Source organism: Flavobacterium fructosi, from assembly GCF_042787335.1.
Taxonomy (GTDB): Bacteria; Bacteroidota; Bacteroidia; order Flavobacteriales; family Flavobacteriaceae; genus Flavobacterium; species Flavobacterium fructosi.
On sequence record NZ_JBHZQA010000001.1, the window covers coordinates 604,238 to 624,418 of the forward strand.

25 protein-coding genes are annotated in these 20,181 nt (G+C 34.2%); 8 read left to right on the forward strand and 17 right to left on the reverse strand.

Features of this window, described 5'->3' with window-relative positions:
* Nucleotides 1-41 precede the first annotated feature (41 nt).
* The 5 genes from ACFX5D_RS02650 to ACFX5D_RS02670 all read right to left on the reverse strand — a co-directional run bounded on the left by ACFX5D_RS02650 (nt 42) and on the right by ACFX5D_RS02670 (nt 2,251).
* Nucleotides 42-398 (reverse strand): hypothetical protein, encoded by a 357-nt coding sequence (locus ACFX5D_RS02650; RefSeq protein ID WP_379856707.1) that lies wholly within the window; start codon nt 396-398, stop codon nt 42-44.
* Between the two features lie 321 nt (nt 399-719).
* Entirely contained in the window at nt 720-953 is a 234-nt protein-coding gene (locus ACFX5D_RS02655; protein WP_379856708.1) for a VOC family protein, read from the reverse strand.
* A gap of 100 nt (nt 954-1,053) precedes the next feature.
* Nucleotides 1,054-1,353, reverse strand: coding sequence for a dienelactone hydrolase family protein (locus tag ACFX5D_RS02660; protein WP_379856709.1), 300 nt, complete (start codon nt 1,351-1,353; stop codon nt 1,054-1,056).
* Nucleotides 1,354-1,394: 41 nt separating this feature from the next.
* The gene (locus ACFX5D_RS02665; RefSeq protein WP_379856710.1) at nt 1,395-1,628 is read right to left on the reverse strand and encodes a hypothetical protein; all 234 of its coding nucleotides are present in this window, start codon (nt 1,626-1,628) and stop codon (nt 1,395-1,397) included.
* A gap of 206 nt (nt 1,629-1,834) precedes the next feature.
* Nucleotides 1,835-2,251, reverse strand: a complete 417-nt coding sequence (locus ACFX5D_RS02670; RefSeq protein ID WP_379856711.1) for a phosphoribosyltransferase family protein — start codon at nt 2,249-2,251, stop codon at nt 1,835-1,837.
* Nucleotides 2,252-2,582: 331 nt separating this feature from the next.
* On the opposite strand from ACFX5D_RS02670, the gene ACFX5D_RS02675 reads away from it, so the two are divergent.
* From ACFX5D_RS02675 to ACFX5D_RS02705, 7 genes are all read left to right on the forward strand, one after another.
* Entirely contained in the window at nt 2,583-3,533 is a 951-nt protein-coding gene (locus ACFX5D_RS02675; protein WP_379856712.1) for an ion channel, read from the forward strand.
* Nucleotides 3,534-3,612: 79 nt separating this feature from the next.
* Nucleotides 3,613-4,509, forward strand: a complete 897-nt coding sequence (locus tag ACFX5D_RS02680) for a MerR family transcriptional regulator (protein ID WP_379856713.1) — start codon at nt 3,613-3,615, stop codon at nt 4,507-4,509.
* 38 nt (nt 4,510-4,547) lie between these two features.
* On the forward strand, nt 4,548-6,017 hold the full coding sequence (locus ACFX5D_RS02685) for a phytoene desaturase family protein (protein WP_379856714.1): 1,470 nt from the start codon (nt 4,548-4,550) through the stop codon (nt 6,015-6,017).
* Between the two features lie 2 nt (nt 6,018-6,019).
* Complete coding sequence (locus ACFX5D_RS02690; RefSeq protein WP_379856715.1) at nt 6,020-6,859, forward strand: phytoene/squalene synthase family protein; 840 nt, start codon at nt 6,020-6,022, stop codon at nt 6,857-6,859.
* A 47-nt stretch (nt 6,860-6,906) separates the two neighbouring features.
* A complete protein-coding gene (locus ACFX5D_RS02695; RefSeq protein WP_379852138.1) occupies nt 6,907-7,347 on the forward strand; it encodes a sterol desaturase family protein in 441 nt (146 codons plus the stop codon).
* A gap of 143 nt (nt 7,348-7,490) precedes the next feature.
* A complete protein-coding gene (locus ACFX5D_RS02700; RefSeq protein ID WP_379856716.1) occupies nt 7,491-7,952 on the forward strand; it encodes an SRPBCC family protein in 462 nt (153 codons plus the stop codon).
* Nucleotides 7,952-9,247, forward strand: a complete 1,296-nt coding sequence (locus ACFX5D_RS02705; protein WP_379856717.1) for a cryptochrome/photolyase family protein — start codon at nt 7,952-7,954, stop codon at nt 9,245-9,247. The genes ACFX5D_RS02700 and ACFX5D_RS02705 overlap by 1 nt, the downstream gene beginning before the upstream one ends.
* Nucleotides 9,248-9,388: 141 nt before the next feature.
* On the opposite strand, the gene ACFX5D_RS02710 is transcribed toward ACFX5D_RS02705, so the two are convergent.
* From ACFX5D_RS02710 to ACFX5D_RS02750, 9 genes are all read right to left on the reverse strand, one after another.
* Nucleotides 9,389-10,807 (reverse strand): SDR family oxidoreductase, encoded by a 1,419-nt coding sequence (locus tag ACFX5D_RS02710; RefSeq protein ID WP_379856718.1) that lies wholly within the window; start codon nt 10,805-10,807, stop codon nt 9,389-9,391.
* A gap of 163 nt (nt 10,808-10,970) precedes the next feature.
* On the reverse strand, nt 10,971-11,585 hold the full coding sequence (folE, locus tag ACFX5D_RS02715) for a GTP cyclohydrolase I FolE (RefSeq protein ID WP_379852142.1): 615 nt from the start codon (nt 11,583-11,585) through the stop codon (nt 10,971-10,973).
* Between the two features lie 40 nt (nt 11,586-11,625).
* A complete protein-coding gene (locus ACFX5D_RS02720; RefSeq protein WP_379856719.1) occupies nt 11,626-12,309 on the reverse strand; it encodes an SDR family NAD(P)-dependent oxidoreductase in 684 nt (227 codons plus the stop codon).
* 45 nt (nt 12,310-12,354) lie between these two features.
* Nucleotides 12,355-12,639, reverse strand: a complete 285-nt coding sequence (locus ACFX5D_RS02725) for a TIGR03643 family protein (RefSeq protein ID WP_379852144.1) — start codon at nt 12,637-12,639, stop codon at nt 12,355-12,357.
* A gap of 28 nt (nt 12,640-12,667) precedes the next feature.
* Complete coding sequence (locus ACFX5D_RS02730) at nt 12,668-14,152, reverse strand: cryptochrome/deoxyribodipyrimidine photo-lyase family protein (protein WP_379852145.1); 1,485 nt, start codon at nt 14,150-14,152, stop codon at nt 12,668-12,670.
* Between the two features lie 5 nt (nt 14,153-14,157).
* Nucleotides 14,158-15,462: a DASH family cryptochrome gene (locus ACFX5D_RS02735; protein WP_379856720.1), complete on the reverse strand. Its 1,305-nt coding sequence runs from the start codon at nt 15,460-15,462 to the stop codon at nt 14,158-14,160.
* The gene (locus tag ACFX5D_RS02740; protein ID WP_379856721.1) at nt 15,438-15,572 is read right to left on the reverse strand and encodes a DUF2256 domain-containing protein; all 135 of its coding nucleotides are present in this window, start codon (nt 15,570-15,572) and stop codon (nt 15,438-15,440) included. The genes ACFX5D_RS02735 and ACFX5D_RS02740 overlap by 25 nt, the downstream gene beginning before the upstream one ends.
* On the reverse strand, nt 15,572-16,879 hold the full coding sequence (locus ACFX5D_RS02745; protein ID WP_379856722.1) for an ABC1 kinase family protein: 1,308 nt from the start codon (nt 16,877-16,879) through the stop codon (nt 15,572-15,574). The genes ACFX5D_RS02740 and ACFX5D_RS02745 overlap by 1 nt, the downstream gene beginning before the upstream one ends.
* A complete protein-coding gene (locus ACFX5D_RS02750; protein ID WP_379856723.1) occupies nt 16,879-17,538 on the reverse strand; it encodes a TetR family transcriptional regulator C-terminal domain-containing protein in 660 nt (219 codons plus the stop codon). Before ACFX5D_RS02750 ends, ACFX5D_RS02745 begins: the two co-directional genes overlap by 1 nt.
* Nucleotides 17,539-17,654: 116 nt before the next feature.
* Between ACFX5D_RS02750 and ACFX5D_RS02755 the strand changes: the two genes are divergently transcribed.
* Nucleotides 17,655-18,572, forward strand: coding sequence for a TIGR01777 family oxidoreductase (locus ACFX5D_RS02755; RefSeq protein WP_379856724.1), 918 nt, complete (start codon nt 17,655-17,657; stop codon nt 18,570-18,572).
* Nucleotides 18,573-18,574: 2 nt separating this feature from the next.
* Here the strand turns inward: ACFX5D_RS02755 and ACFX5D_RS02760 are convergent, their stop codons facing one another.
* The 3 genes from ACFX5D_RS02760 to ACFX5D_RS02770 all read right to left on the reverse strand — a co-directional run bounded on the left by ACFX5D_RS02760 (nt 18,575) and on the right by ACFX5D_RS02770 (nt 20,179).
* Nucleotides 18,575-19,114 (reverse strand): YceI family protein, encoded by a 540-nt coding sequence (locus ACFX5D_RS02760; RefSeq protein WP_379856725.1) that lies wholly within the window; start codon nt 19,112-19,114, stop codon nt 18,575-18,577.
* Nucleotides 19,115-19,250: 136 nt separating this feature from the next.
* A complete protein-coding gene (locus tag ACFX5D_RS02765; RefSeq protein ID WP_379856726.1) occupies nt 19,251-19,808 on the reverse strand; it encodes an acyl-CoA thioesterase in 558 nt (185 codons plus the stop codon).
* Nucleotides 19,809-19,813: 5 nt separating this feature from the next.
* On the reverse strand, nt 19,814-20,179 hold the full coding sequence (locus tag ACFX5D_RS02770) for a 6-phosphogluconate dehydrogenase (protein WP_379856727.1): 366 nt from the start codon (nt 20,177-20,179) through the stop codon (nt 19,814-19,816).
* Nucleotides 20,180-20,181 lie beyond the last annotated feature (2 nt).

The following is a 20,181-nucleotide window of genomic DNA, read 5'->3' on the forward strand; positions in this document are numbered from 1 at the left end:
CCCAAATATAAAAATGAGCTTTCCAGTTGTTAATAGTACTACTAAACTCTGATTAAAAATCTCGTAGAGGTTTTTGTGTTGTTTTGATCATAGACATCAATCATAATGTAAGTGTCCTTTGTAATACCAGTAATTAGGTAAGAGTAAGGATAGTTATTTTTATTTTTTGCTGTTGTGTCATCAACAATAAAGGGTGTTGCACTTCCTTCTTTTGTAAGAATAACCTTTAATAATGCCACCGAAGAAGTAATTGTTCCTGTAATAGTATATTCTCCATTTACAGCTTTTCCTTCTGCCTGTGTAAATACAATTGCTGGTGTCGATGTCGGTTCGTCTTTACTACAGCTTACAATTGATAGCGCAATAAATAAAAATGCGAGAATTTGTTTCTTCATCATAAAATGATTGTTTAATTGGGGTTAAATTTTACCTTTTGTTTAAATAAGGATACGTTTTCAAATGTAGCTAAATATTAATGGTTAAGGTGATTATCTGTGAATTATGAAAATATAATTAATTTTTATATAAATTAATTTTTCAATAATTGGAATAAAAAAACAAGTAGATTTATTATCGTTGACTTTTCATGAAACTTTCCACTCATATAATTTCGCATTTTTTAGTGACCATTCTTAATAAGTATTCCAAAAAGCATCTTCCATGGGCATCCCCGAAGTTCCGCCAACTGAAAGTGTATTGTACAGCCGGTCAGCTTCTTCTTAACTGTCGGTATTTATGGAAAGCGAAAAATTATTCCCGAAAATGGTGCTGCTTCCAAAATATTCGATGTAATCATTGCCCATCAAGCTAGTCTCTTTAGGTATTGGTAAAGAAGTATGCATTATTTTTTCGGCATCTTCAGCAGGAATTTTGATGCTATTGTATGAAGGCATGTCTTTAATATTAATCAAAATAGGAATACTCGCCGCCAAATACGGATTTGTAAAAATCAAAAACTTCTTTACAATTTCGGTTAAATACTAAATCCATATTTACTGTTACCATCGTTGTTTGATTTTAAAAGTTAGTTTATTTTAAAATTTAGAACCGGCATTAATCGTCTTTTTTTGTCGAATGGTTTTTGTACCATACGATCGCCAAATCGGTAGCTTCTTGCAACTTCCCGAGTTCTTCAAAAAGATGAATAGCATTTGGAATGATTTTCATTTCTTTTCCTGCTTGCAGTTCGTCAAATGCCATTTTATTCATTCTAATTACGGGAATGTCCTCCCCACCTACAATTAATAGGGTAGGGGCAGTTACCATAGGTAATTCCTTGATAGCTATATCAGGACGGTCTCCGTATGACACAACCGCTTTCAAGGTATTTCCAAAATAGGCTGCGGCTCGCAATGCAGATGCTGCTCCGAAACTTGCCCGAAAGAAGCCTACAGCTAATCCTTTCGCATTTTTATTTGGGTAGCTTCTATCAATCGGCTGGTCAGTAAATCAATATTAAAACGGTTTTCGTAAATTTGGTCTTCTTTTTCATTACACAAATCAAAAAGGAATGTAGGAATATTGTTATGCTGGAGCAATTCTTCAACGATTTGGTTTCTGAAACTGAACCTGCTGCTGCCGCGGCCAAGGGAGAATACAGCAAGCCCGATAGCGTTTTCAGGAATCACTCAATCCCCTTTAAATATTACAGTTTAAAATGGGATGTCAATTTCTGATTTTTTCATAACCCATTATATTTTAAGATACACAATACTAGGTTCTAAATTCTATTTAGTGGGACTTGAAAAGCTCAATAACTGAATCACTTCATCATCTTCCAACTGATTGTAGTCTTCCTAAAATCCGGCGACTCCCCGATAATATTTGGAAGCAATCAGGAATACAAACTTATCCGTATTTTTTCAAATACGGGCACAGTATCTACGGGTGTAACAGGCACTGCAACAATAATTTTTGCGGGATTTCTTTTGCGAAGCATATTCATATTAACCAGTCGGGTGTTCCCGGTTGCGATGCCGTCGTCAACAATAATTACATTCTTGCCTTTTATTTCAAGAGGGGTACGATTGCCCATATAGATTTCATATTTTTCTTGCATCAATTTTTGAAGTCTCACAATTTCTGTCGCTATATATTCTTTGCGAATGTCAGGATGTTGATCAATAACCATGGAATCCATCGATACGGCACCAATAGCAAATTCCTTATTGTAAGGATGTCCAATTTTCTTAGAGCGCACAATATCTAGAGGGAGGTGCAAACTTTTGGCAATTATAACCACCACAGGCACTCCGCCTTTGGGAACACCAAGAACAATGCTATTACTGTAATGGTGTTTTTTAATTTTTCTGAAAGCAATAAGCCATTTTCAAGTCTATCTTTTAGCATTTAGTTCTGCATAATATTTTTTTTAAATTGCATTTAAAGGTCCTGAATCTGAAGTATTTTGACATTTAATTTTTATCCCCGTTTTTTTGTATTTAATAATGGAATAAAGCCTAGAAATTTTCTAGATTAGTTGCGGTTTTACTTAAAATTTAATTTAATTGGAAAAAGCATCTTTTTTTTGAACGGGATTTTAACTAAATTTGCTAGCAAATAATTATTAAAAAAATCTTCCTTTGAATACAGTAAATGCCAAAGCAAAAGCCGACAAGAATACAGGTTTTGGAACTAATGCCAATAGTTATGGCGGACGTTTCGTTAATAAAAATGGTACGGCTAATGTAGAGAAACAGGGAATGCATTTTTTGCATCGCATCAGTTGGTATCACACTATGATTGATATGTCAGGGTGGAAATTTATACTGATCATTCTCTCGTTTTACGTGGCAATCAATTTTGTATTTGCCTCTGTTTATTACGGAATTGGAATCGAACATCTGAATGGGATTTCAACTGCAGATAGTGAATGGATTAAATTTGGACAGGCTTATTTTTTCAGTGCGCAAACCTTTACCACAGTGGGTTACGGTCATATAAGTCCTAGCGGTTTTTTAGCCAGTGCGCTTTCTGCTGCCGAAGCGCTGATAGGGTTATTGAGTTTTGCCATTGCTACGGGTTTATTTTTTGGTCGATTTAGTAAGCCTACCGCTTTTTTGAAGTTTTCGCATAATGCTGTAATTGCGCCATATGGAGAAATTACCGGTTTGATGATTAGAACCACACCTTTTAAAAATACAAATTTTACAGATGCTGAAGCAAAAATAACTCTTGGGATGAGTGTGGAGGAAAACGGGAAACGGACCAATAAATTCTACGCGCTGGAATTAGAATTGGACAAGATAAATGCATTGACTTTAAGTTGGACCTTAGTACATCCAATTACAGAAGACAGTCCGCTTTATAAATTCACGGCAGCTGATTTTAAAACGACTAATGGTGAGATACTCGTCTTTATAAAAACCTTTGACGATATGTTTAGTAATACTGTTGCCGCTCGTACCTCGTATACTTTTGACGAGGTTGTTTACGGTGCCAAATTTGAACCGATGTACACCAGAAGTGCCGATAATTCAAGAACAATTCTTAATTTGGATAAGTTAAATGTTTACAACAACGTTGATTTATAGTATTATGGATAGTTTTTATTTATTTTGAGCAGAATGTTAAATTAATATTTTACATTTGTTTATTAAATTTTGATAAACAATGAACAATGTTAAAAATGTATTCAGTATTAAAGATCTTGAAAACCTGTCAGGGATAAAAGCGCATACGATACGAATTTGGGAAAAAAGATATGATATACTCCAACCCATGCGTACGGATACTAATATTAGGTTGTACGATTTGGCCAGTTTGCAAAAGCTGCTAAATATCACTTTATTACATGATTATGGATATAAGATATCAAAAATTGCCACCTATCCCCAAGATAAAATACCTTCGCTAGTTCGAGAAATAATTTCCAGTAAAACGGCAAAAAGCCATGCTATCAGTGCTTTTAAGATGGCAATGATGAACTTTGACCAAGAATTATTTTTCAACACCTACAATTGGTTAATTACAGATAAATCATTCAAAGAAGTGTTTCACGAAGTCTTCATCCCTTTGATGAATGAACTTGGTTTGCTTTGGCAATCGGATACAATAACACCTGCTCACGAGCATTTTATAAGCTATTTAATCAAGCAAAAACTTTTAGTAAACACAGAGAAACTGCAACTTTTGAAACAAACGAAATTGGATAAAGTTTTTGTTCTTTCCCTTCCAATGAACGAAATACATGAGCTGGGATTAATGTATTTGCATTATGAAATTTTATTGCACGGATACAAAGCAATTTACCTGGGTGAAAGTATGCCTATTGAGAATTTAAAAGATTTAAAAAAACATTTTAATTCCATTGTTTTCATTTCTTATTTTACCGTTCAGCCGGAGAGAGATTCTGTAAATGAATATGTTGCTAAAATGACAGAAGAATTGATCGATGATACCACGGAGTTATGGTTAACAGGTCGATTGGTTGAGTTTATTAAAAAGGAAGGACTTTCGGAGAAAATCTCCATTTTTGATTCAATTTCAGAAATAGTAGCTAAAATTTAATTGTTTTTGTTTAAACATTTTATATATTTGCTAAACAAATGAAAAATAAAATTACAATCATTGGCTCCGGATTTTCAGCTTTAGCTGCTTCTTGTTATTTGGCAAAAAGTGGGCATCAGGTTGAAGTGTATGAGAAAAACACATCGATAGGCGGTAGAGCAAGACAATTAAAGAAAGAAGGTTTTACATTTGATATGGGACCAAGCTGGTATTGGATGCCAGACGTCTTTGATCGTTTTTTTGCCGACTTTGGGAAAAAAACAAGCGATTATTATGAGCTAATAAAATTAAAACCAGCTTATCGGGTTTATTATGGTATAGACGATTTTATTGCCATAGCGGACAATTTAGGTGAAATTGAAGCAACATTCGAAGCTATTGAAAAGGGTAGTGGAAAGGTGCTTCATGAATTTATCTTAGAGGCCAAAAGCAATTATGATATTGCGATCAAAGACTTGGTGTACCGACCAGGAATTTCACCTTTGGAATTGGTGACTTTGGAAACCGCTAAAAAAGTGGGGCAGTTTTTCAGTAATATTAGTAAAGATGTTCGTAAAAAATTTAAAAACGAACGATTAATTCAAATTCTCGAATTTCCTGTGCTGTTCCTTGGAGCAAAACCATCAGACACACCATCGTTCTATAGTTTTATGAATTATGCTGATTTTGGTCTTGGAACTTGGCATCCTCAAACAGGGATGTTTGATGTCGTTCGTGCAATGGAAAGTCTGGCACGTGAATTGGGAGTTGTGTTTCACACTAATGCAAATATTGAAAAGATAATTGTTGATAATAAAACGGCCAAAGCGATAGTGGTAAATGGTAAAACGATTGAATCAGATTTGATTTTAAGCGGTGCGGATTATCATCACACCGAAATATTATTAGATCAGGAACATCGCGCTTACTCCGAGAAATATTGGGACAACAGAGTTTTTGCCCCTTCATCGTTATTGTTCTATGTTGGTTTCAATAAAAAAATAGAAAATATTTCGCATCACGCCCTGTTTTTTGATGTTGATTTTTATCAGCATGCAAAGGATATTTATGATGAGCCACAGTGGCCTAAAGAGCCTTTGTTTTATGCCAATTTTCCATCGTTGACGGATAAAACGGCTGCGCCGGAAGGAATGGAATCCGCTTTTTTCCTAGTTCCGTTAGCACCTGGAATCAACGATACTGAGGAGTTAAGGGAAGAGTATTTTGACAAAATAATAAACCGTTTTGAAGTTTTAACACAGCAAAGCGTGAAAAATAATATTATCTTTAAGCAGTCGTTCTGTAAAAATGATTTTGTTTCCGAATACAATTCCTATAAAGGGAATGCTTACGGAATGGCAAATACGTTATTGCAAACCGCCTTTTTGAGACCAAAACTTAAAAGTAAAAAAGTAAAAAATTTATATTTCACCGGTCAGTTGACCGTTCCTGGACCGGGAGTTCCGCCAGCTCTAATCTCAGGAAAATTAGTGTCAGAATTAATTAATAAGCAATTTTCAGATCAATAAATATGAAAAAAATATTTGATGATGTATCTTTCAAATGCAGCAAGTTAGTTACAAAAAACTACAGTACTTCATTTTCATTGGCAGTATATATGCTATCGCCAAGTATTAGGGATGCTATTTACAGTGTCTATGGCTTCGTGCGTTTTGCTGATGAAATTGTAGATTCATTTCATGGATACGACAAGGAGGATTTGATTAATGATTTCGAAAAAGAGTACTACAAAGGAATTGACAGAAGTATAAGTCTAAACCCAATTTTGAACTCTTTCCAGCAAACGGTTAAAAAATATAATATTTCCGATGACTTGGTTCAGGCTTTTCTTAAAAGTATGAAATTAGATTTGATTAAATTAGATTACAACAGCAAAGAGGAGTATGACGAGTATATTTATGGATCAGCTGATGTGGTGGGTTTAATGTGTCTCAAGGTGTTTGTAGATGGAAACGATTTAAAATACAATCAGTTAAAGAGCGAAGCCATGCGTTTAGGTTCAGCCTTTCAGAAAGTTAATTTTTTGCGAGATCTTAAGGATGATAATTTAATCTTAAACAGGAATTATTTCCCAGGAGTCGATTTAAACTCCTTTGATGAGAATGCAAAAAGAGCCATTATAAAGGAAATAGAAGAAGATTTCAGAGTTGCTTATCAAGGAATTTTGAAGTTACCGATCGAAGCTAAATTTGGCGTTTACACCGCATTTGTCTATTATAAAAAGCTCTTGAAAAAGCTCGAAAATACGCCTTGTCACGAAATTGGCAATGCAAGAATTCGAGTTTCTAATTATACTAAAGCGGGATTACTGGCGCAATCTTTCGTTACTTACAAGTTGAGATTGGTTTAATAATAGCCTTGTTTTGAGAAAATATATTTTAATTAAATGAAAAAATAATGATTTCTTTTATAATCTTTTTAGGCGTTTTCTTTTTTATGGAATGCGTGACCTGGATGACACATAAGTATGTCATGCACGGATTGATGTGGTATTTTCATGCTGACCATCACCAGCCCAAATACGCTAATGTTTTTGAGCGAAACGATATCTTTTTTGTGATTTTTGCCGTGCCCAGTATCGTACTTTTTTATTTTGGTGTGCAAGGTGGTATGAATTACCTGTTCTTCATTGGACTTGGAATCACATTCTACGGATTTTGTTATTTCATGATACACGATGTCTTGATACATCAACGTTTTAAGTGGTTCAAAAACACCAATAATAAATATTTGATAGGCTTGCGTAAAGCACATAAAATACATCATAAGCATTTGGGAAAAGAGCATGGAGAGTGTTTTGGAATGTTATTTGTGCCGTTAAAATACTATAAAATGTAAAGTTCAATTGAGGTATGACGGGTCGGGCTATCCGTTCCCGCTTTAATATCTCTGGCAAATAAGCCATATACTAAAAGGGCTCTACTTCTATCCCTCACGGAACTCCGGTGAACCAATAAAGAATCTTTTCTTAATCAGCAATCATGAAAATATACAAACAAGAAACCGTTCAACATGTAAATGCAAGTGTCGAAGAATGTTGGGCTTTTTTTTCAAGCCCAAAGAACCTTCAAAAAATAACACCAGAGGGAATGGGTTTTCAAATAACGGATTTTGATCATAAGTCTATGTATCCGGGACAAATCATTCAATACAAAGTAACGCCCCTTTTTGGGATTACTTTGTCGTGGATGACTGTAATTACCCAAGTCAAGGAAAATAGTTATTTTATAGACGAACAGCGTTTTGGTCCATACAGTTTTTGGCACCACAAACATTTCTTTGAAGCAACACCAAACGGAACCAAAATGACGGATGTGGTGCATTACGGGTTGCCACTTGGCTTTCTGGGCCGAATCATGAATACATTGGTGGTTAAAAATAAATTGAAATCCATTTTTGCTTACCGTGTGACTAAGGTGGACGAAATGTTTAATAAAAAGTAATGAGCAAACAACAAGTAACTATTTTTTGGTTTAGACGAGATTTACGTTTAGAAGATAACGTTGGATTATTCCATGCTTTAAAGTCTAAACAACCTGTAATTTTGTTGTTTATTTTTGATGATGCCATTTTAAACAGTTTGCCAAAAAACGATGCCAGAGTAGGATTTATTCATGAATCACTTTCTAAAATAAATACGGAATTAAAAGAAATAAAAAGTTCGCTTTTAGTTAAAAAAGGAATAACCCTTGAAGTTTGGCAATCACTTTTGCAAGAATTTGATGTAAAGGAAGTCTTCTTCAATAAAGATTATGAACCTTACGCGATAAAGAGGGATAGTGCGATTTGTGAAATATTGGAGGCAAACAATGCAATCTTCTATTCCTTTAAAGACCAAGTCATTTTCGAAGAAAAAGAAATCACAAAAGCAGACGGATTGCCGTACACGGTTTATACACCGTTTAAAAATAAATGGTTGGAAAAATACAAAGCAATGGTTCCGGTTCAGGAATATGATAGTAGCGATCATTTTTCTAATTTTTATCCAAGTGAATTTGCTTTTCCAACTTTGGAACAAATAGGTTTCGAAGAAAGTCCCATAAAAGTAAAACCGAACAACTTAAAATTTATTTCAAATTATCAAGAAATTCGGGATTTCCCAGCCTTGGACAAAACTTCTTATTTATCACCACACCTGCGTTTCGGAACCGTAAGCATACGGAAATTAGTTAATTGGGCTTTTCATAAAAATGATGTCTTTTTGAGTGAACTGATTTGGAGAGAATTCTTTATGCAAATCTTATTTAGTTTTCCAAAAGTAGTTACCCAAAACTTCAAATCAGCGTATGATGGAATTCAGTGGCGCAATGACGAGGCCGATTTCAAGCGTTGGTGTTCTGGTACAACTGGATATCCTATGGTGGATGCCGGAATGCGTCAACTCAATGAAACAGGATACATGCACAATAGAGTGCGCATGGTAGTAGCAAGTTTCCTTTGCAAACATTTACTGATTCAGTGGCAATGGGGAGAGGCTTATTTTGCCGAAAAACTATTGGATTATGATTTATCAGCTAATATTGGAAATTGGCAATGGGCAGCAGGAACAGGTTGCGATGCTGCTCCTTATTTCCGAGTTTTTAATCCGGAGATTCAGCAAAAAAAGTTTGACGAAAATGGAATCTACATCCGCAAATGGATCAAAGAATTGGATTTAGGATATGTAGAACCAATGGTACCTCACGCTATGGCAAGAGATCGAGCTATAGCAACCTACAAAGCGGGAATTCTAAAGTAATTTTTTTATATTTTCATTTCGACGAAGGAAGAATTTCATTAAGACTAATTATTAGCTAAGAGTGGATTTCCTGCTTCATCGGAATGGCAAAGAGTATGAAATTAGGTCAACTTAAATGACTTACATGTTTCAAAAAAATAATTATTTAATCAATCTTTTCAGCATTCCATTAAAAATAAATCCGTGAAAAGGTAAAACGGAATACCAATATAATTTACCCCAAATCCCTCTAGGTCTGAAAGTAGCGGATTGATACAAAGTGTTTCCGATAATTTTGAACTCTAACCAAGCTTCTCCCGGTAATTTCATTTCGGCAAATAAGATTAGCTTTCCCTCGTCTTTATTAGCATACAAGACACGCCAAAAGTCCAATGCATCACCAGAATGTATGTCATGACGGTTCGTTCTTCCTCTTCGGGAACCAACTCCTCCGTATAATTTATCAATGAATCCACGTAATTCCCAAAGCCAGTTACCGTAATACCAACCAGAATCGCCACCAATTGACCAGATTTTATTGATGGTGTACTCTCTGTCTACTATTTGCATTTTTCGGCGATCAATGAAGCAATCTTTTTTAGGAACTTTGAGATATTCAGATATACTGCTGCTAAAACGTCCGCTGACTAAAGAGTCTTTCCAGCTCGAAGCTACTTTATCTTCATCGACTTTTAGCAACGCCCGAGACAACGCTTGCTCATACGTCATGGGTTTTACATTCAAGATCTCATTAATTCGATGATCCCTACAAATTACTTCGACTTTCATACTGCTTACAAGAGCTGAAGCTAGTTTATAAGAGGTTGAGGTTACAAAATACAACCAATACGAAGATAATTTTGGAGTCATCACCGGAATAGTATAAATCCATCTTTTGAGGTGTTTTGCTTTGGCATAGCCCAATAACATTTCCTTATAAGTAAGAATGTCGGGTCCGCCAATATCAAAATTTTGATTGTAGGTCAAAGGATTTAGCAATGATTTAGAGAGAAACGCCAACACATCTGGAATTGCTATGGGTTGGCATCTTGTATTGAGCCATTTTGGAGTAATCATAACGGGAAGTTTATTTACTAAATCCCTAATGATTTCAAATGACGCACTTCCAGAACCTACAATTATGCCGGCTCTTAGCGTCGTGGCCGAAAATTTGCCTGTATTCAAGATATCTTCCACTTTTTTTCGAGAAGATAAGTGTTTAGATAGTGATTTGTCATTTACAATACCGCTCAGGTAAATGACTTGTTTCGCATTCGTTTGATTTAATCGTTGCACAAAATTTGTAGCAGAAATGCTTTCTAAATCATCAAAATTAGCAGACGAAGTAGACATAGAATGCATCAAGTAATACGCTGCATCTATGTCTTCAGGTATTGCGGATAAACTTTCTTCTTTAAGAAAATCTATTTCTATAACTTCAATATGGTTTTCAAATTCTTTTGGAATATAAAACCTATTTTTATCCCTTACACAACATACGATTTCCTGACCTTGTGCTACCAAAAGTGGTAAAAGTCGCTTCCCGATATACCCCGTTGCACCTGTTAAGAGAATTTTCATGGTTTTACATTTTAATTATTGCATTTGTTCTAAAAAGCTTCTTTTTCAATAAATTATACGAATTAACTCCAATTTTAGATGCTGCTCAAAAAATAAGAGATAATTCGTATAATAGATTGTGCTGTTTTTAGCCAATGTTCAATGTGGCGAATGATATTTAATTTTAACTCAATTTATTGGAAACTAAGCTAATGAATTCTTTTCTGGTTTTATCTTTTTCAAACGCACCGGTAAAAGAAGAAGTTGTTGTAACGGAATTTTGTTTTTGAATCCCTCGCATTTGCATACACATATGTTGTGCTTCAATGACCACTGCAACACCTAGCGGATTTAAAGCTTCCTGAATACAATTCTTGATCTGATCTGTCAGTCTTTCTTGTACTTGCATTCTTCTGGCAAAGGCATCGACTATCCTTGGGATTTTGCTTAAACCTACAATTTTACCATTTGGAATATAAGCCACGTGCGCTTTTCCAAAAAAAGGTAACATGTGATGTTCACACATTGAATACACTTCAATATCTTTTACCACAATCATTTGTTTATGGTCTTCAGTGAACAGTGCCGATTTTAAAATTTCTAAGGGATTTAATTCATAACCATGTGTCAAATACTGCATTGCTTTAGCCACTCTTTCAGGCGTTTTTTCGAGACCTTCTCGATTTACATCTTCGCCTAAATTTTCAATTATTGTTTTGTAATTTTCAGCTAATGATGTCGTTATTTTCGTATCATATTGCTCGATTTTCTCGTAGCTTTTTATTTTGCTAAGTATCATTTTCGATTTTTTTAAGTTATGAATGCATTTTTTATAATTTTTATATTTTGAATGTCACAATTCCATAATCCATTTCAAATACCTGACCTGAGATCGATTTTGCATTTTCAGAAATTAGGAAATTTACCATATTAGCTACTTCTTCCGGCTTCAAATATCCTTTCATGGGATGGCGTTCTACCATATTTTCTTTCATACGGTCATTTCTTAAAATATTTGCCGAAAGTGATGTTTCGGTAATAGTCGGAGCTATTGCATTGATGCGCACTACCGATGCCAACTCTGCTCCCAGCGATTTTACTAATCCTTCCACACCTGCTTTTGCAGTAGCAATACTCGCATGAAAGGGCATCCCCAGTTTTGCGGCTACAGTACTGAACAAAATAATGGATGGATCAGTTCCTTTTTTTAATACAGGTAAATATTTCTGAATAGTTTTTACAGCTCCAATAACATTAATTTCAAAATCATTTCTGAAATCATCGATGCTCAAACTTGTTATGGGTTTCAAATTGATAGAGCCCGGGCAGTAAATCACCGTGTCAGCACTTTCTATATCCGGAAGTGAATCCTGCAATACATCTACAGCAAAATGTTTAAGGTTTGGATGTGTAATGACCGGGGCATTTCTACTAATGTTGAACACCATATTTGTCTCTAATTGTTGCAGCAAAATGGCGCTTCCTATTCCTTTGCTACCACCAACGATTACTATATTTTTCATGTTTTTTGTTCAAAAGGTTATTTAAAATATTTTATATCGACTCTGCTATCTTTTCGAGATCTTATTGTTGTTGATCTGTCTTTGCATTGTGCATTTGAATCTTCCTTCTTTGAAGTCTCTTAGTTTTTCATGTTTTGTTTTGCGGCCTTGAACGCGTTTGCGCCACATCCTAAAACTCGAAGGCTTCATTTCAATTCGCATCAAATCAATGACTTCTTGTTCTTTAAATCCAAATTGCATCAAAATTGCATCAAAAGTGGTTCGGTCTTCCCAAGCCATTTCTATAATTCGGTCTTTGTCTAAATCGGTAAGCTCTTTTCTTGTATTCATAAATTATAATTATATTGCCATTAAAATATTACTCACTATCTCCAATATCAGTCATGGTGTGAAGTTTTAATATGCGTGAACTTTCTTCTTTTACTAATGGGTTTTTCTTCATTTTCCATAAAAAATCACTGGCAAATTTTCGCGTTCTTTCCATATTTACAATTGGTTTCGGATAACTTATTCCTATTTCGAAGTCATTAAACTGCTGGTCTAAATAGGTCATTTTGTATGGTTCATGTACAAATGCACGTGGCAAATTGCGCAATTCCGGCACCCATTTTTTTATAAATTCACCATCAGGATCGTGTTCGTAACTGTTCTTTATTGGATTATATATACGTAACATATTGATTCCGGTTTCACCCGCCTGCATTTGCAACTGCGGAAAATGTATTCCGGGCTCAAAATCTAAAAACATTTGGGATAAATGTTGCGTGGCTTCCTGCCAAGGCTGCCATAAATTATGGGTAAAAAACGACACTAACATTGCACGCATTCTAAAGTTCAAATAACCGGTTTCATTCAAGCATCGCATAGAGGCATCGATTAAAGGAAATCCTGTTTGACCCGTTTTCCAAGCTTGAATGTAGTTTTCATTTATTTTCTTTTTTAAAGTATGGAAACCTTTATTGACACTTTCGAATTCCATAATTTCTTCCATTTCAAATTTTTGAATAAAATGGGCCTGCCAAGTCAGTCTGGAAACAAAAGAATCAATTTGTTTCTTGTTGTTACAGGTAAGTCGGAACGTAGCTGCTTGTTGCAAAACTTGTCTGGAAGATAAATTTCCCCAAGCAATATAAGGGGACAATCTACTGCAACTTCTTCGCGACAATAAAGGTTTTGAAATATGAGAATTATAGTTATGATAGCGCTCATCAAAGAATGTTTGCAAATATTTCCCTGCCATAGTTGAACCTCCCTTTTGGAAAATCGCATCTGGAACAGTTTCTAAATTGGTCTTTTCAAATGCTTTTTCGAGTTCACTGATTGCCTCCATATTAAGAAAATTTTCTGTTTTCGAATCAAAAATAAACTGTGGTTCATTCATGTACTCTTCCCATTTTGAAACCCAATTTGTTCTATCTCTCAATGCTCTGAAAATTCCGTTATTGGTGTTCTCAATCCAATTGATTTGATTGTTTTTGCAAAATCGCTTGAAGGTTTTGTCTCGTTCATAAGTGATTTTTAAACCTGTTTCCTGATGTGAATAGACATTGTCAATTTTATATGTTTCCTCAAGGATATTGAAAATTTGAAGCACCTCTGAAGATACTGCCAATACCTGTGTGTTCGATCGTTCCAGTTGTTTGTTGATATCTACAAGTGATTGCTTGATGAAGCTCCAGTGTCTCGGACTGTAATGTAAATCATTTTCTAAAGATTTTTCGAATACATAAAGTAATAATGTGGGTATGCCAGTTTTTGTGGCATTAAAAATCGCTTCGTTATCCTGTAAACGAAGGTCTCTTTTGAACCAAACTACATTGATATGTTTTTTATTAGCTGTCATAATTTTTAAAATAATTTTTGCTGCAACCACAAGTTTTGAAATTTTGACTCACCATCGTAGTTTTTAGCCTGTAACTTAATGTTGAATTTGCGATCTCGGGGGTCGTTTCCAACACCTGAAACGTACATCCAATTTCCATAATTACTGTGTACGTCATAATCAAGCAGCATGGCCTCAAAATAAGCGGCTCCTATGCGCCAATCTAATAGAAGATTCTTTGAAAAATAGGAGCCTACATTTTGTCTGCCGCGATTACTCATCCAACCTGTTTGTTGCAATTCAATCATATTGGCATTGACAAAAGGTTCTTCTGTTGTGCCGTTTATCCATTGATTTATAGCTGATTGATTAGTTTTCCACTCGTATTTTTTATCTAGAATTCCACCAATTTTGAAAATTGAATTTCCATTTTTCAGCGAAACATATTTGAAATAGTCCCTCCATATCAATTCAAAAATCAACCAATAAGTCGAATCATTTGTCTCGATTTCTTTTTCATACTTACTGATTTCCCAATAGATAGTTTTTGCCGAAATAGAGCCATTAGCCAACCATGGAGAAAATTTTGAACTAAAATCGGTGCCCAATAATCCGTTGCGAGTCAATTTATAAACACTCAGTTTTTTTGATTTCCAAAAATAATTTTCCAATCTGTTCATCGCTTCGTTTTCACCACCACGAAAAGGAAATGCCGTTCTGGAATCGATTTCAAAATCAGTAAAGCCCAAAGTTTCCATCGTAGGAATTACTGTTTCGTTTTGTATACAATTTTCTTCAGATAGCGACTGAACCGAAAATTCTGGTCTGACTGTCGTTGATTTTTCACACTGAATCCTGAATTGTGTAAAAACATTTGGAATCGATTGAATTTCAAATGGAATGTCTTCGGGATGAAATAAGAACTGATTGTAAATAGCTTTGAAAGATACCGAATGCGCAACTTTACCTTTTATGTTTTCTAAAACTTCCATTTCCTCTTTTGTCCATTCTTTTTGAAAGTAAATAGAATTGATTTCATTTTTTGCAACAATTTCCGATATAACATCTTCTGGTTTTTGATGATAAACCAAAAGCGAAATATTCAACTTTTCTAGATTTTGTTTCAATTTGCTTACTGATTCAATGAGGAACTTAGCCCGGAATTTTTCTGTTTTTTTAAAGCCGAAATTCATTTTTTCAAAATGCCGTGGATCAAAACAATAAACCGCTAAAACGCTATCATTTTGTCGTATTGCATTTGTTAAAGATTCATTATCATGAACTCTCAAATCATTTCTGAACCAAACTAACCCTTTTTGTTTCTTTTGCATTTTTCGCTACAATATTTGACTTCCTCCCAAACCTTTTCCCATTTTTTCCGCCAACTAAAAGGCCGGTTGCAAACAAGACATATTTTTGAAGGCAGATTTTCCTTTTTCACTATTTGTATTTTTCATATTCATTGACCACAATTGTCGCTTTTAAATCAAACATCAAATTGTATAATCCAAAAAAGGTTCTGTTCATATAAATGAAATGTTTAGACCCTCGATTGCCGTTCATTTTGCGCAGGTTGGAGTCTTTTGAAAATCGTTCTCCTAATTTTGCAATGCTTTTAAAAAAACTTTCATCAGAGAAATCGAACGTTTCCTCTTGAAACGGTTTTGTAAATAACGAAAGTAAATCATGGAACATTTCAGTGAAATAAGTGACTTCTTCTGGGGAATCATCTTCTCTAAGAATCTCTAATTCAAATAATTTTCCATTGAATATTTTGGGGCTATTAATGACTTCTTTGTCAATCAGCTCAAAATAAGGAGTGTAAAAGTCATTTGGAATCTGCTTCATGCACCCAAAATCCAATGCTACCAATTGATTTTCTTTGTTTACCAAAAAGTTACCAGGATGGGGATCCGCATGGACTTTTTTCAGAATGTGAATCTGATACATATAAAAATCCCATAACGCCTGACCAATTTGATTCGCAGTTTCTTGATTGGTATTCGTTTTAGTAAATTCTGAAAGGTGAATTCCTGTCATCCAATCCATCGTGATAATCTTCTCGGATGAATACTCAGAATAATATTCTGGAAAAACTAAATTTTCTATTTTTTTGCAGGCCTTAACTACTTCTTGGCTTTGTTCTAGTTCCAATAGATAATTGGTTTCCTCAATCAGTTTGTCCTCGACTTCTTTGAAATATTTATCAGAATCTTTTCCTTGCAGATTAAACATTCTGATCGCAATAGGTTTCACCATCGACAAATCAGAAGAAATACTATTGGCAACGCCGGGATACTGAATTTTTACAGCTAGTTTTTTACCGTTTTTCACAGCCATATGAACCTGACCAATACTTGCCGCATTGACAGAATTGGCATTGAATTCATCAAAAATTTCGTAAGGCGTTTTCCCAAAATTAGTTTTAAATGTTTTTAGAACTAATGGTGCAGATAGAGGGGGTACTGAAAACTGTGACAATGAGAATTTCTCCACATAAGCCTGTGGTAAAAAGCTTTTGTCCATACTGAGCATTTGGGCTACTTTTAAAGCGCTTCCTTTGAGACTTTTCAATCCATCATAGATGTCTTCTGCATTATTTTCATTGAGTTTATCGCGGGTCAAATCAGAATTAACTATTTTTTCGCCATAATATTTGAGGTAGTTAACGCCAACTTTCGCCCCGGTTTGTACTAGTTTTGTTGCTCTTTCAATTTTTGATGTTGGAATATAATCTATCGTTTTCATTATTTGTTGTATATTTTTTCTTTGAAAATAAATTTTCCAAAATCGATTAAACTTTCTAAGGGTGCTATATTCATTAATTCAAACGTTGCTTTAACTGATTTTTCGATATATATATCCGTTTTTTCAAAAGAAGGAGAGGAATCGTCTAACCAAAATTTTAATGTCAGTAAAAGTTGTACCCATGAAGTTTCCTGTATTGCTTTCTCCTGAAAATTTTGAAGCTTCTCTTGTTGAACTCGGTAATCATCAGAAATGATGTCATTAATGTATTTTTTGAAATTGCTTCTCAGACCAGATAACTGTGCTAGTTTCTTTAATTGATTGTTGTTTTCATTCAAAACCATAACTACGTAACTTTTGTTAGCGGTTAAAATCTCGAAAAAAGTAAAGTAAAAGCTAAGCATTTTACTTTTCATATCGTAGTTTTCGTAGTCAGGGTTCTTATTCAGTAATTCAACTGTTTTGTCTAAAAATATTTTAAAAATTTCTTTTTCTATACTTTCGATAGTTCCAAAAAAAGAATAAAACTCCGTTTCACTGAAGTTGTTTAATTTTGTGAAATGATAAACAGATTTTGGTTTTTCACTATTCTCAAGTACATAATCCATGTACATAGAAACTATTTTCTCTTTTGTCAATATTGATTTTTTAGCAGCCATTTTTTTTGAATTTGTAATTAAAGTATAAAGGTACAAAATGTTTAACTAAATAATTATAATGTTAAACAAAATTTAATATATATTTTAGATTCCCTATAAATGATTAGCTTTACAGTATGATAAAAAAAAATGTATTAATAAGCGGCGGATCTGGATTTATAGGTAGACATTTAACAAGTTTGCTTATCGCAAAGGGATATAGTGTTTCCATTTTAAGCAGAAGCAATAAACAGAATACTGCAGAAATTTCTTATTACAAGTGGGATGTTGCCACCCAATATATTCAAGAGGAAGCTGTTCTCAAGGCAGATTATATAATACATCTTGCTGGGGAGAATATTGCGGAGAAAAGATGGACTAAAAAAAGGAAGGATGAAATTCGGAATAGTCGTGAACAATCAACACAGCTTCTCTATTCCGTTCTGAAGAAAAATAATAAGATACTTGAAGCCTTTGTTTCTGCATCAGCAATAGGGATTTACGGAGCAACAAACGGAAAGAAGATTTGTACAGAGGAAACACCTCATGCTAATGATTTTCTTGGGTTTACCTGTTACAAATGGGAAGAATCTATCGATTTTATTGAATATTTGCGCATACGTACTGTTAAAATCCGCACTGGCTTAGTATTGGGTAAAGAGGATGGTTTTCTAAAAAAATTGTTGCCTGTTTTTAAGTGGAGATTGGGAGCTGCTTTAGGCTCAGGCAAGCAATATATGCCGTGGATTCACATTGATGACTTATGTGATATGTATTATCAAGCCATTATTAATCCACATATGGTAGGGCCTTATAATGCGGCGGTCAATGACAATACCAACAATTTAATTTTCTCTAAGACCTTAGCAAAAGTTCTTGGATATTCTCTTTGGTTGCCCAATGTTCCTGTTTTTTTAATAAAGTTCGCAATGGGAGAGATGGCTAAAATTGTATTGACAGGAAGAAGAGTTTCATCCGATAAAATTGAAAGTACTGGCTTTGAATTTAAATTTAAAAATTTAGAAGAAGCGCTTAGGGATTGTTTAATAAAATAAAATTATTGTAAAACACAAGTAATTTGTGTGTTGACGTTTTTGGCTATTTTACTGCGCACTATAAAAGGAATTTCAATACCAAAATCATCTGTGTTTAAAGGAAAATTAGAAACAAGTTGAATTCCTTCACCTACTTTTTTGATGGTTCCGTAAATTATTATTATTTTTGATTTACCATGAATGGTGATCTTTCCATTTATCATGTATTCTTTTGAATCTGAATCAATGTTTTTCAGGTCAAATTTTTCAATTATACCTTTGAATATTGCTTTTGGATAACGATCACTTTCTAAATAATTTTTATTGAAATGTTCTTGCATCAAACTTCTTTCAAACAGAAATTTTTTGATATAAACCATACAAGTTATTGCCCCTGTTTTTGTAACCACAATACAGGAAGTTTTTTGATTTATGGCCTTTACTTCTTCAAAAAATGGTACTGATGCTTCAAAAATTAGAATCCCTTTGTCAGTGCCCATTTTTTCTTGTGCAGAAGCGGTGTAGGTGATAATAATCAGGAAAAGTAGCGTAATTTTTTTCATGATCGTTTATTAATTCAACTACTTAAAGTTACAAAAAAAATGAATTGAAAACTAATCAAATGAACGGAGAATATTAGCTTAAATCCTCATTTTTATTAAAATAAACCGCGTTATATTTCTTTATTTGATTCCTTAACTATTTACTCTTTTTTAATTCTAGCTGAACATTATATTTTCTTATAGTAGTCAGGCTTTCTTTGGATTTGTAATCAAATACTTCCTCGTGATAATCTCGCTCCTTTTTTAACGCTATTTGTTTGATGCAATTGTAAAAACGCCGCACTTCATTAAGATTGGAAAGAATCAAACCGGGAACCGCTACACTTTTGCCTTCTTTGTCTTTGGCAACCATTGTGAAATAGGAGGAATTGCAATGTTTTGTTTTTCCGGTTTGAATGTTTTCGGCATCTACTCGAATACCAATAATCATAGAACTGTTGCCAACATAATTCACACAGGCTTTCATGGTAACCAGTTCGCCTACTTCAATTGGTTTAAGGAAATTTACGGTATCAACAGATGCTGTAACACAATAATTCCCTGAAAATTTTGATGCACAAGCAAATGCAATTTGATCTAAAAGTGATAAAATATAACCACCATGAATCTTTCCGCTAAAATTAGTGTGCGACGGAAGCATCAATTCTGAAATACTGATATTTGACGAAGAGACAGTTTTAAAAGTAGTGTTCATAAAAATTATTTTTGATTAAAAGGGGAAATTTCTTTTTGAACGGATGTAACAAAATATCGAGTTTCTCCCCACCAAGAAAATGTTCTGTATCTTTCTACATAAGTTAATTTTACATAATTTCCTTGAAGCCCTTTCAAATCTTCAATCACTTTTTTGTCACTATCCAAAACAGAAAAACTAAAAATCTGAGCTCCGGAAATTCCCTGACTCAATTCTCCTTCCCATGTTTTTATGGCCATTCCTTTATGACTCAATTTTATAAGTTCACCAGAACGAATCCCTTCACTGTACGGAACGTAATAGAGAAATGCAAAATAACAGATCAAGACCAGTGTGCCGATTCCCAAAATAATTCCTAAAATTCGTTTCATTT

What these genes read in the sequence shown, in the direction of transcription:
- ACFX5D_RS02650 (WP_379856707.1), bottom strand. Translation starts at nt 398, where the DNA reads ATGATGAAGAAACAAATTCTCGCATTTTTATTTATTGCGCTATCAATT.
- ACFX5D_RS02680 (WP_379856713.1), top strand. Translation starts at nt 3,613, where the DNA reads ATGAACAATGTTAAAAATGTATTCAGTATTAAAGATCTTGAAAACCTG.
- ACFX5D_RS02685 (WP_379856714.1), top strand. Translation starts at nt 4,548, where the DNA reads ATGAAAAATAAAATTACAATCATTGGCTCCGGATTTTCAGCTTTAGCT.
- ACFX5D_RS02690 (WP_379856715.1), top strand. Translation starts at nt 6,020, where the DNA reads ATGAAAAAAATATTTGATGATGTATCTTTCAAATGCAGCAAGTTAGTT.
- ACFX5D_RS02695 (WP_379852138.1), top strand. Translation starts at nt 6,907, where the DNA reads ATGATTTCTTTTATAATCTTTTTAGGCGTTTTCTTTTTTATGGAATGC.
- ACFX5D_RS02700 (WP_379856716.1), top strand. Translation starts at nt 7,491, where the DNA reads ATGAAAATATACAAACAAGAAACCGTTCAACATGTAAATGCAAGTGTC.
- ACFX5D_RS02705 (WP_379856717.1), top strand. Translation starts at nt 7,952, where the DNA reads ATGAGCAAACAACAAGTAACTATTTTTTGGTTTAGACGAGATTTACGT.
- ACFX5D_RS02710 (WP_379856718.1), bottom strand. Translation starts at nt 10,807, where the DNA reads ATGAAAATTCTCTTAACAGGTGCAACGGGGTATATCGGGAAGCGACTT.
- folE (WP_379852142.1), bottom strand. Translation starts at nt 11,585, where the DNA reads ATGATACTTAGCAAAATAAAAAGCTACGAGAAAATCGAGCAATATGAT.
- ACFX5D_RS02720 (WP_379856719.1), bottom strand. Translation starts at nt 12,309, where the DNA reads ATGAAAAATATAGTAATCGTTGGTGGTAGCAAAGGAATAGGAAGCGCC.
- ACFX5D_RS02725 (WP_379852144.1), bottom strand. Translation starts at nt 12,639, where the DNA reads ATGAATACAAGAAAAGAGCTTACCGATTTAGACAAAGACCGAATTATA.
- ACFX5D_RS02730 (WP_379852145.1), bottom strand. Translation starts at nt 14,152, where the DNA reads ATGACAGCTAATAAAAAACATATCAATGTAGTTTGGTTCAAAAGAGAC.
- ACFX5D_RS02735 (WP_379856720.1), bottom strand. Translation starts at nt 15,462, where the DNA reads ATGCAAAAGAAACAAAAAGGGTTAGTTTGGTTCAGAAATGATTTGAGA.
- ACFX5D_RS02745 (WP_379856722.1), bottom strand. Translation starts at nt 16,879, where the DNA reads ATGAAAACGATAGATTATATTCCAACATCAAAAATTGAAAGAGCAACA.
- ACFX5D_RS02750 (WP_379856723.1), bottom strand. Translation starts at nt 17,538, where the DNA reads ATGGCTGCTAAAAAATCAATATTGACAAAAGAGAAAATAGTTTCTATG.
- ACFX5D_RS02755 (WP_379856724.1), top strand. Translation starts at nt 17,655, where the DNA reads ATGATAAAAAAAAATGTATTAATAAGCGGCGGATCTGGATTTATAGGT.
- ACFX5D_RS02760 (WP_379856725.1), bottom strand. Translation starts at nt 19,114, where the DNA reads ATGAAAAAAATTACGCTACTTTTCCTGATTATTATCACCTACACCGCT.
- ACFX5D_RS02765 (WP_379856726.1), bottom strand. Translation starts at nt 19,808, where the DNA reads ATGAACACTACTTTTAAAACTGTCTCTTCGTCAAATATCAGTATTTCA.
- ACFX5D_RS02770 (WP_379856727.1), bottom strand. Translation starts at nt 20,179, where the DNA reads ATGAAACGAATTTTAGGAATTATTTTGGGAATCGGCACACTGGTCTTG.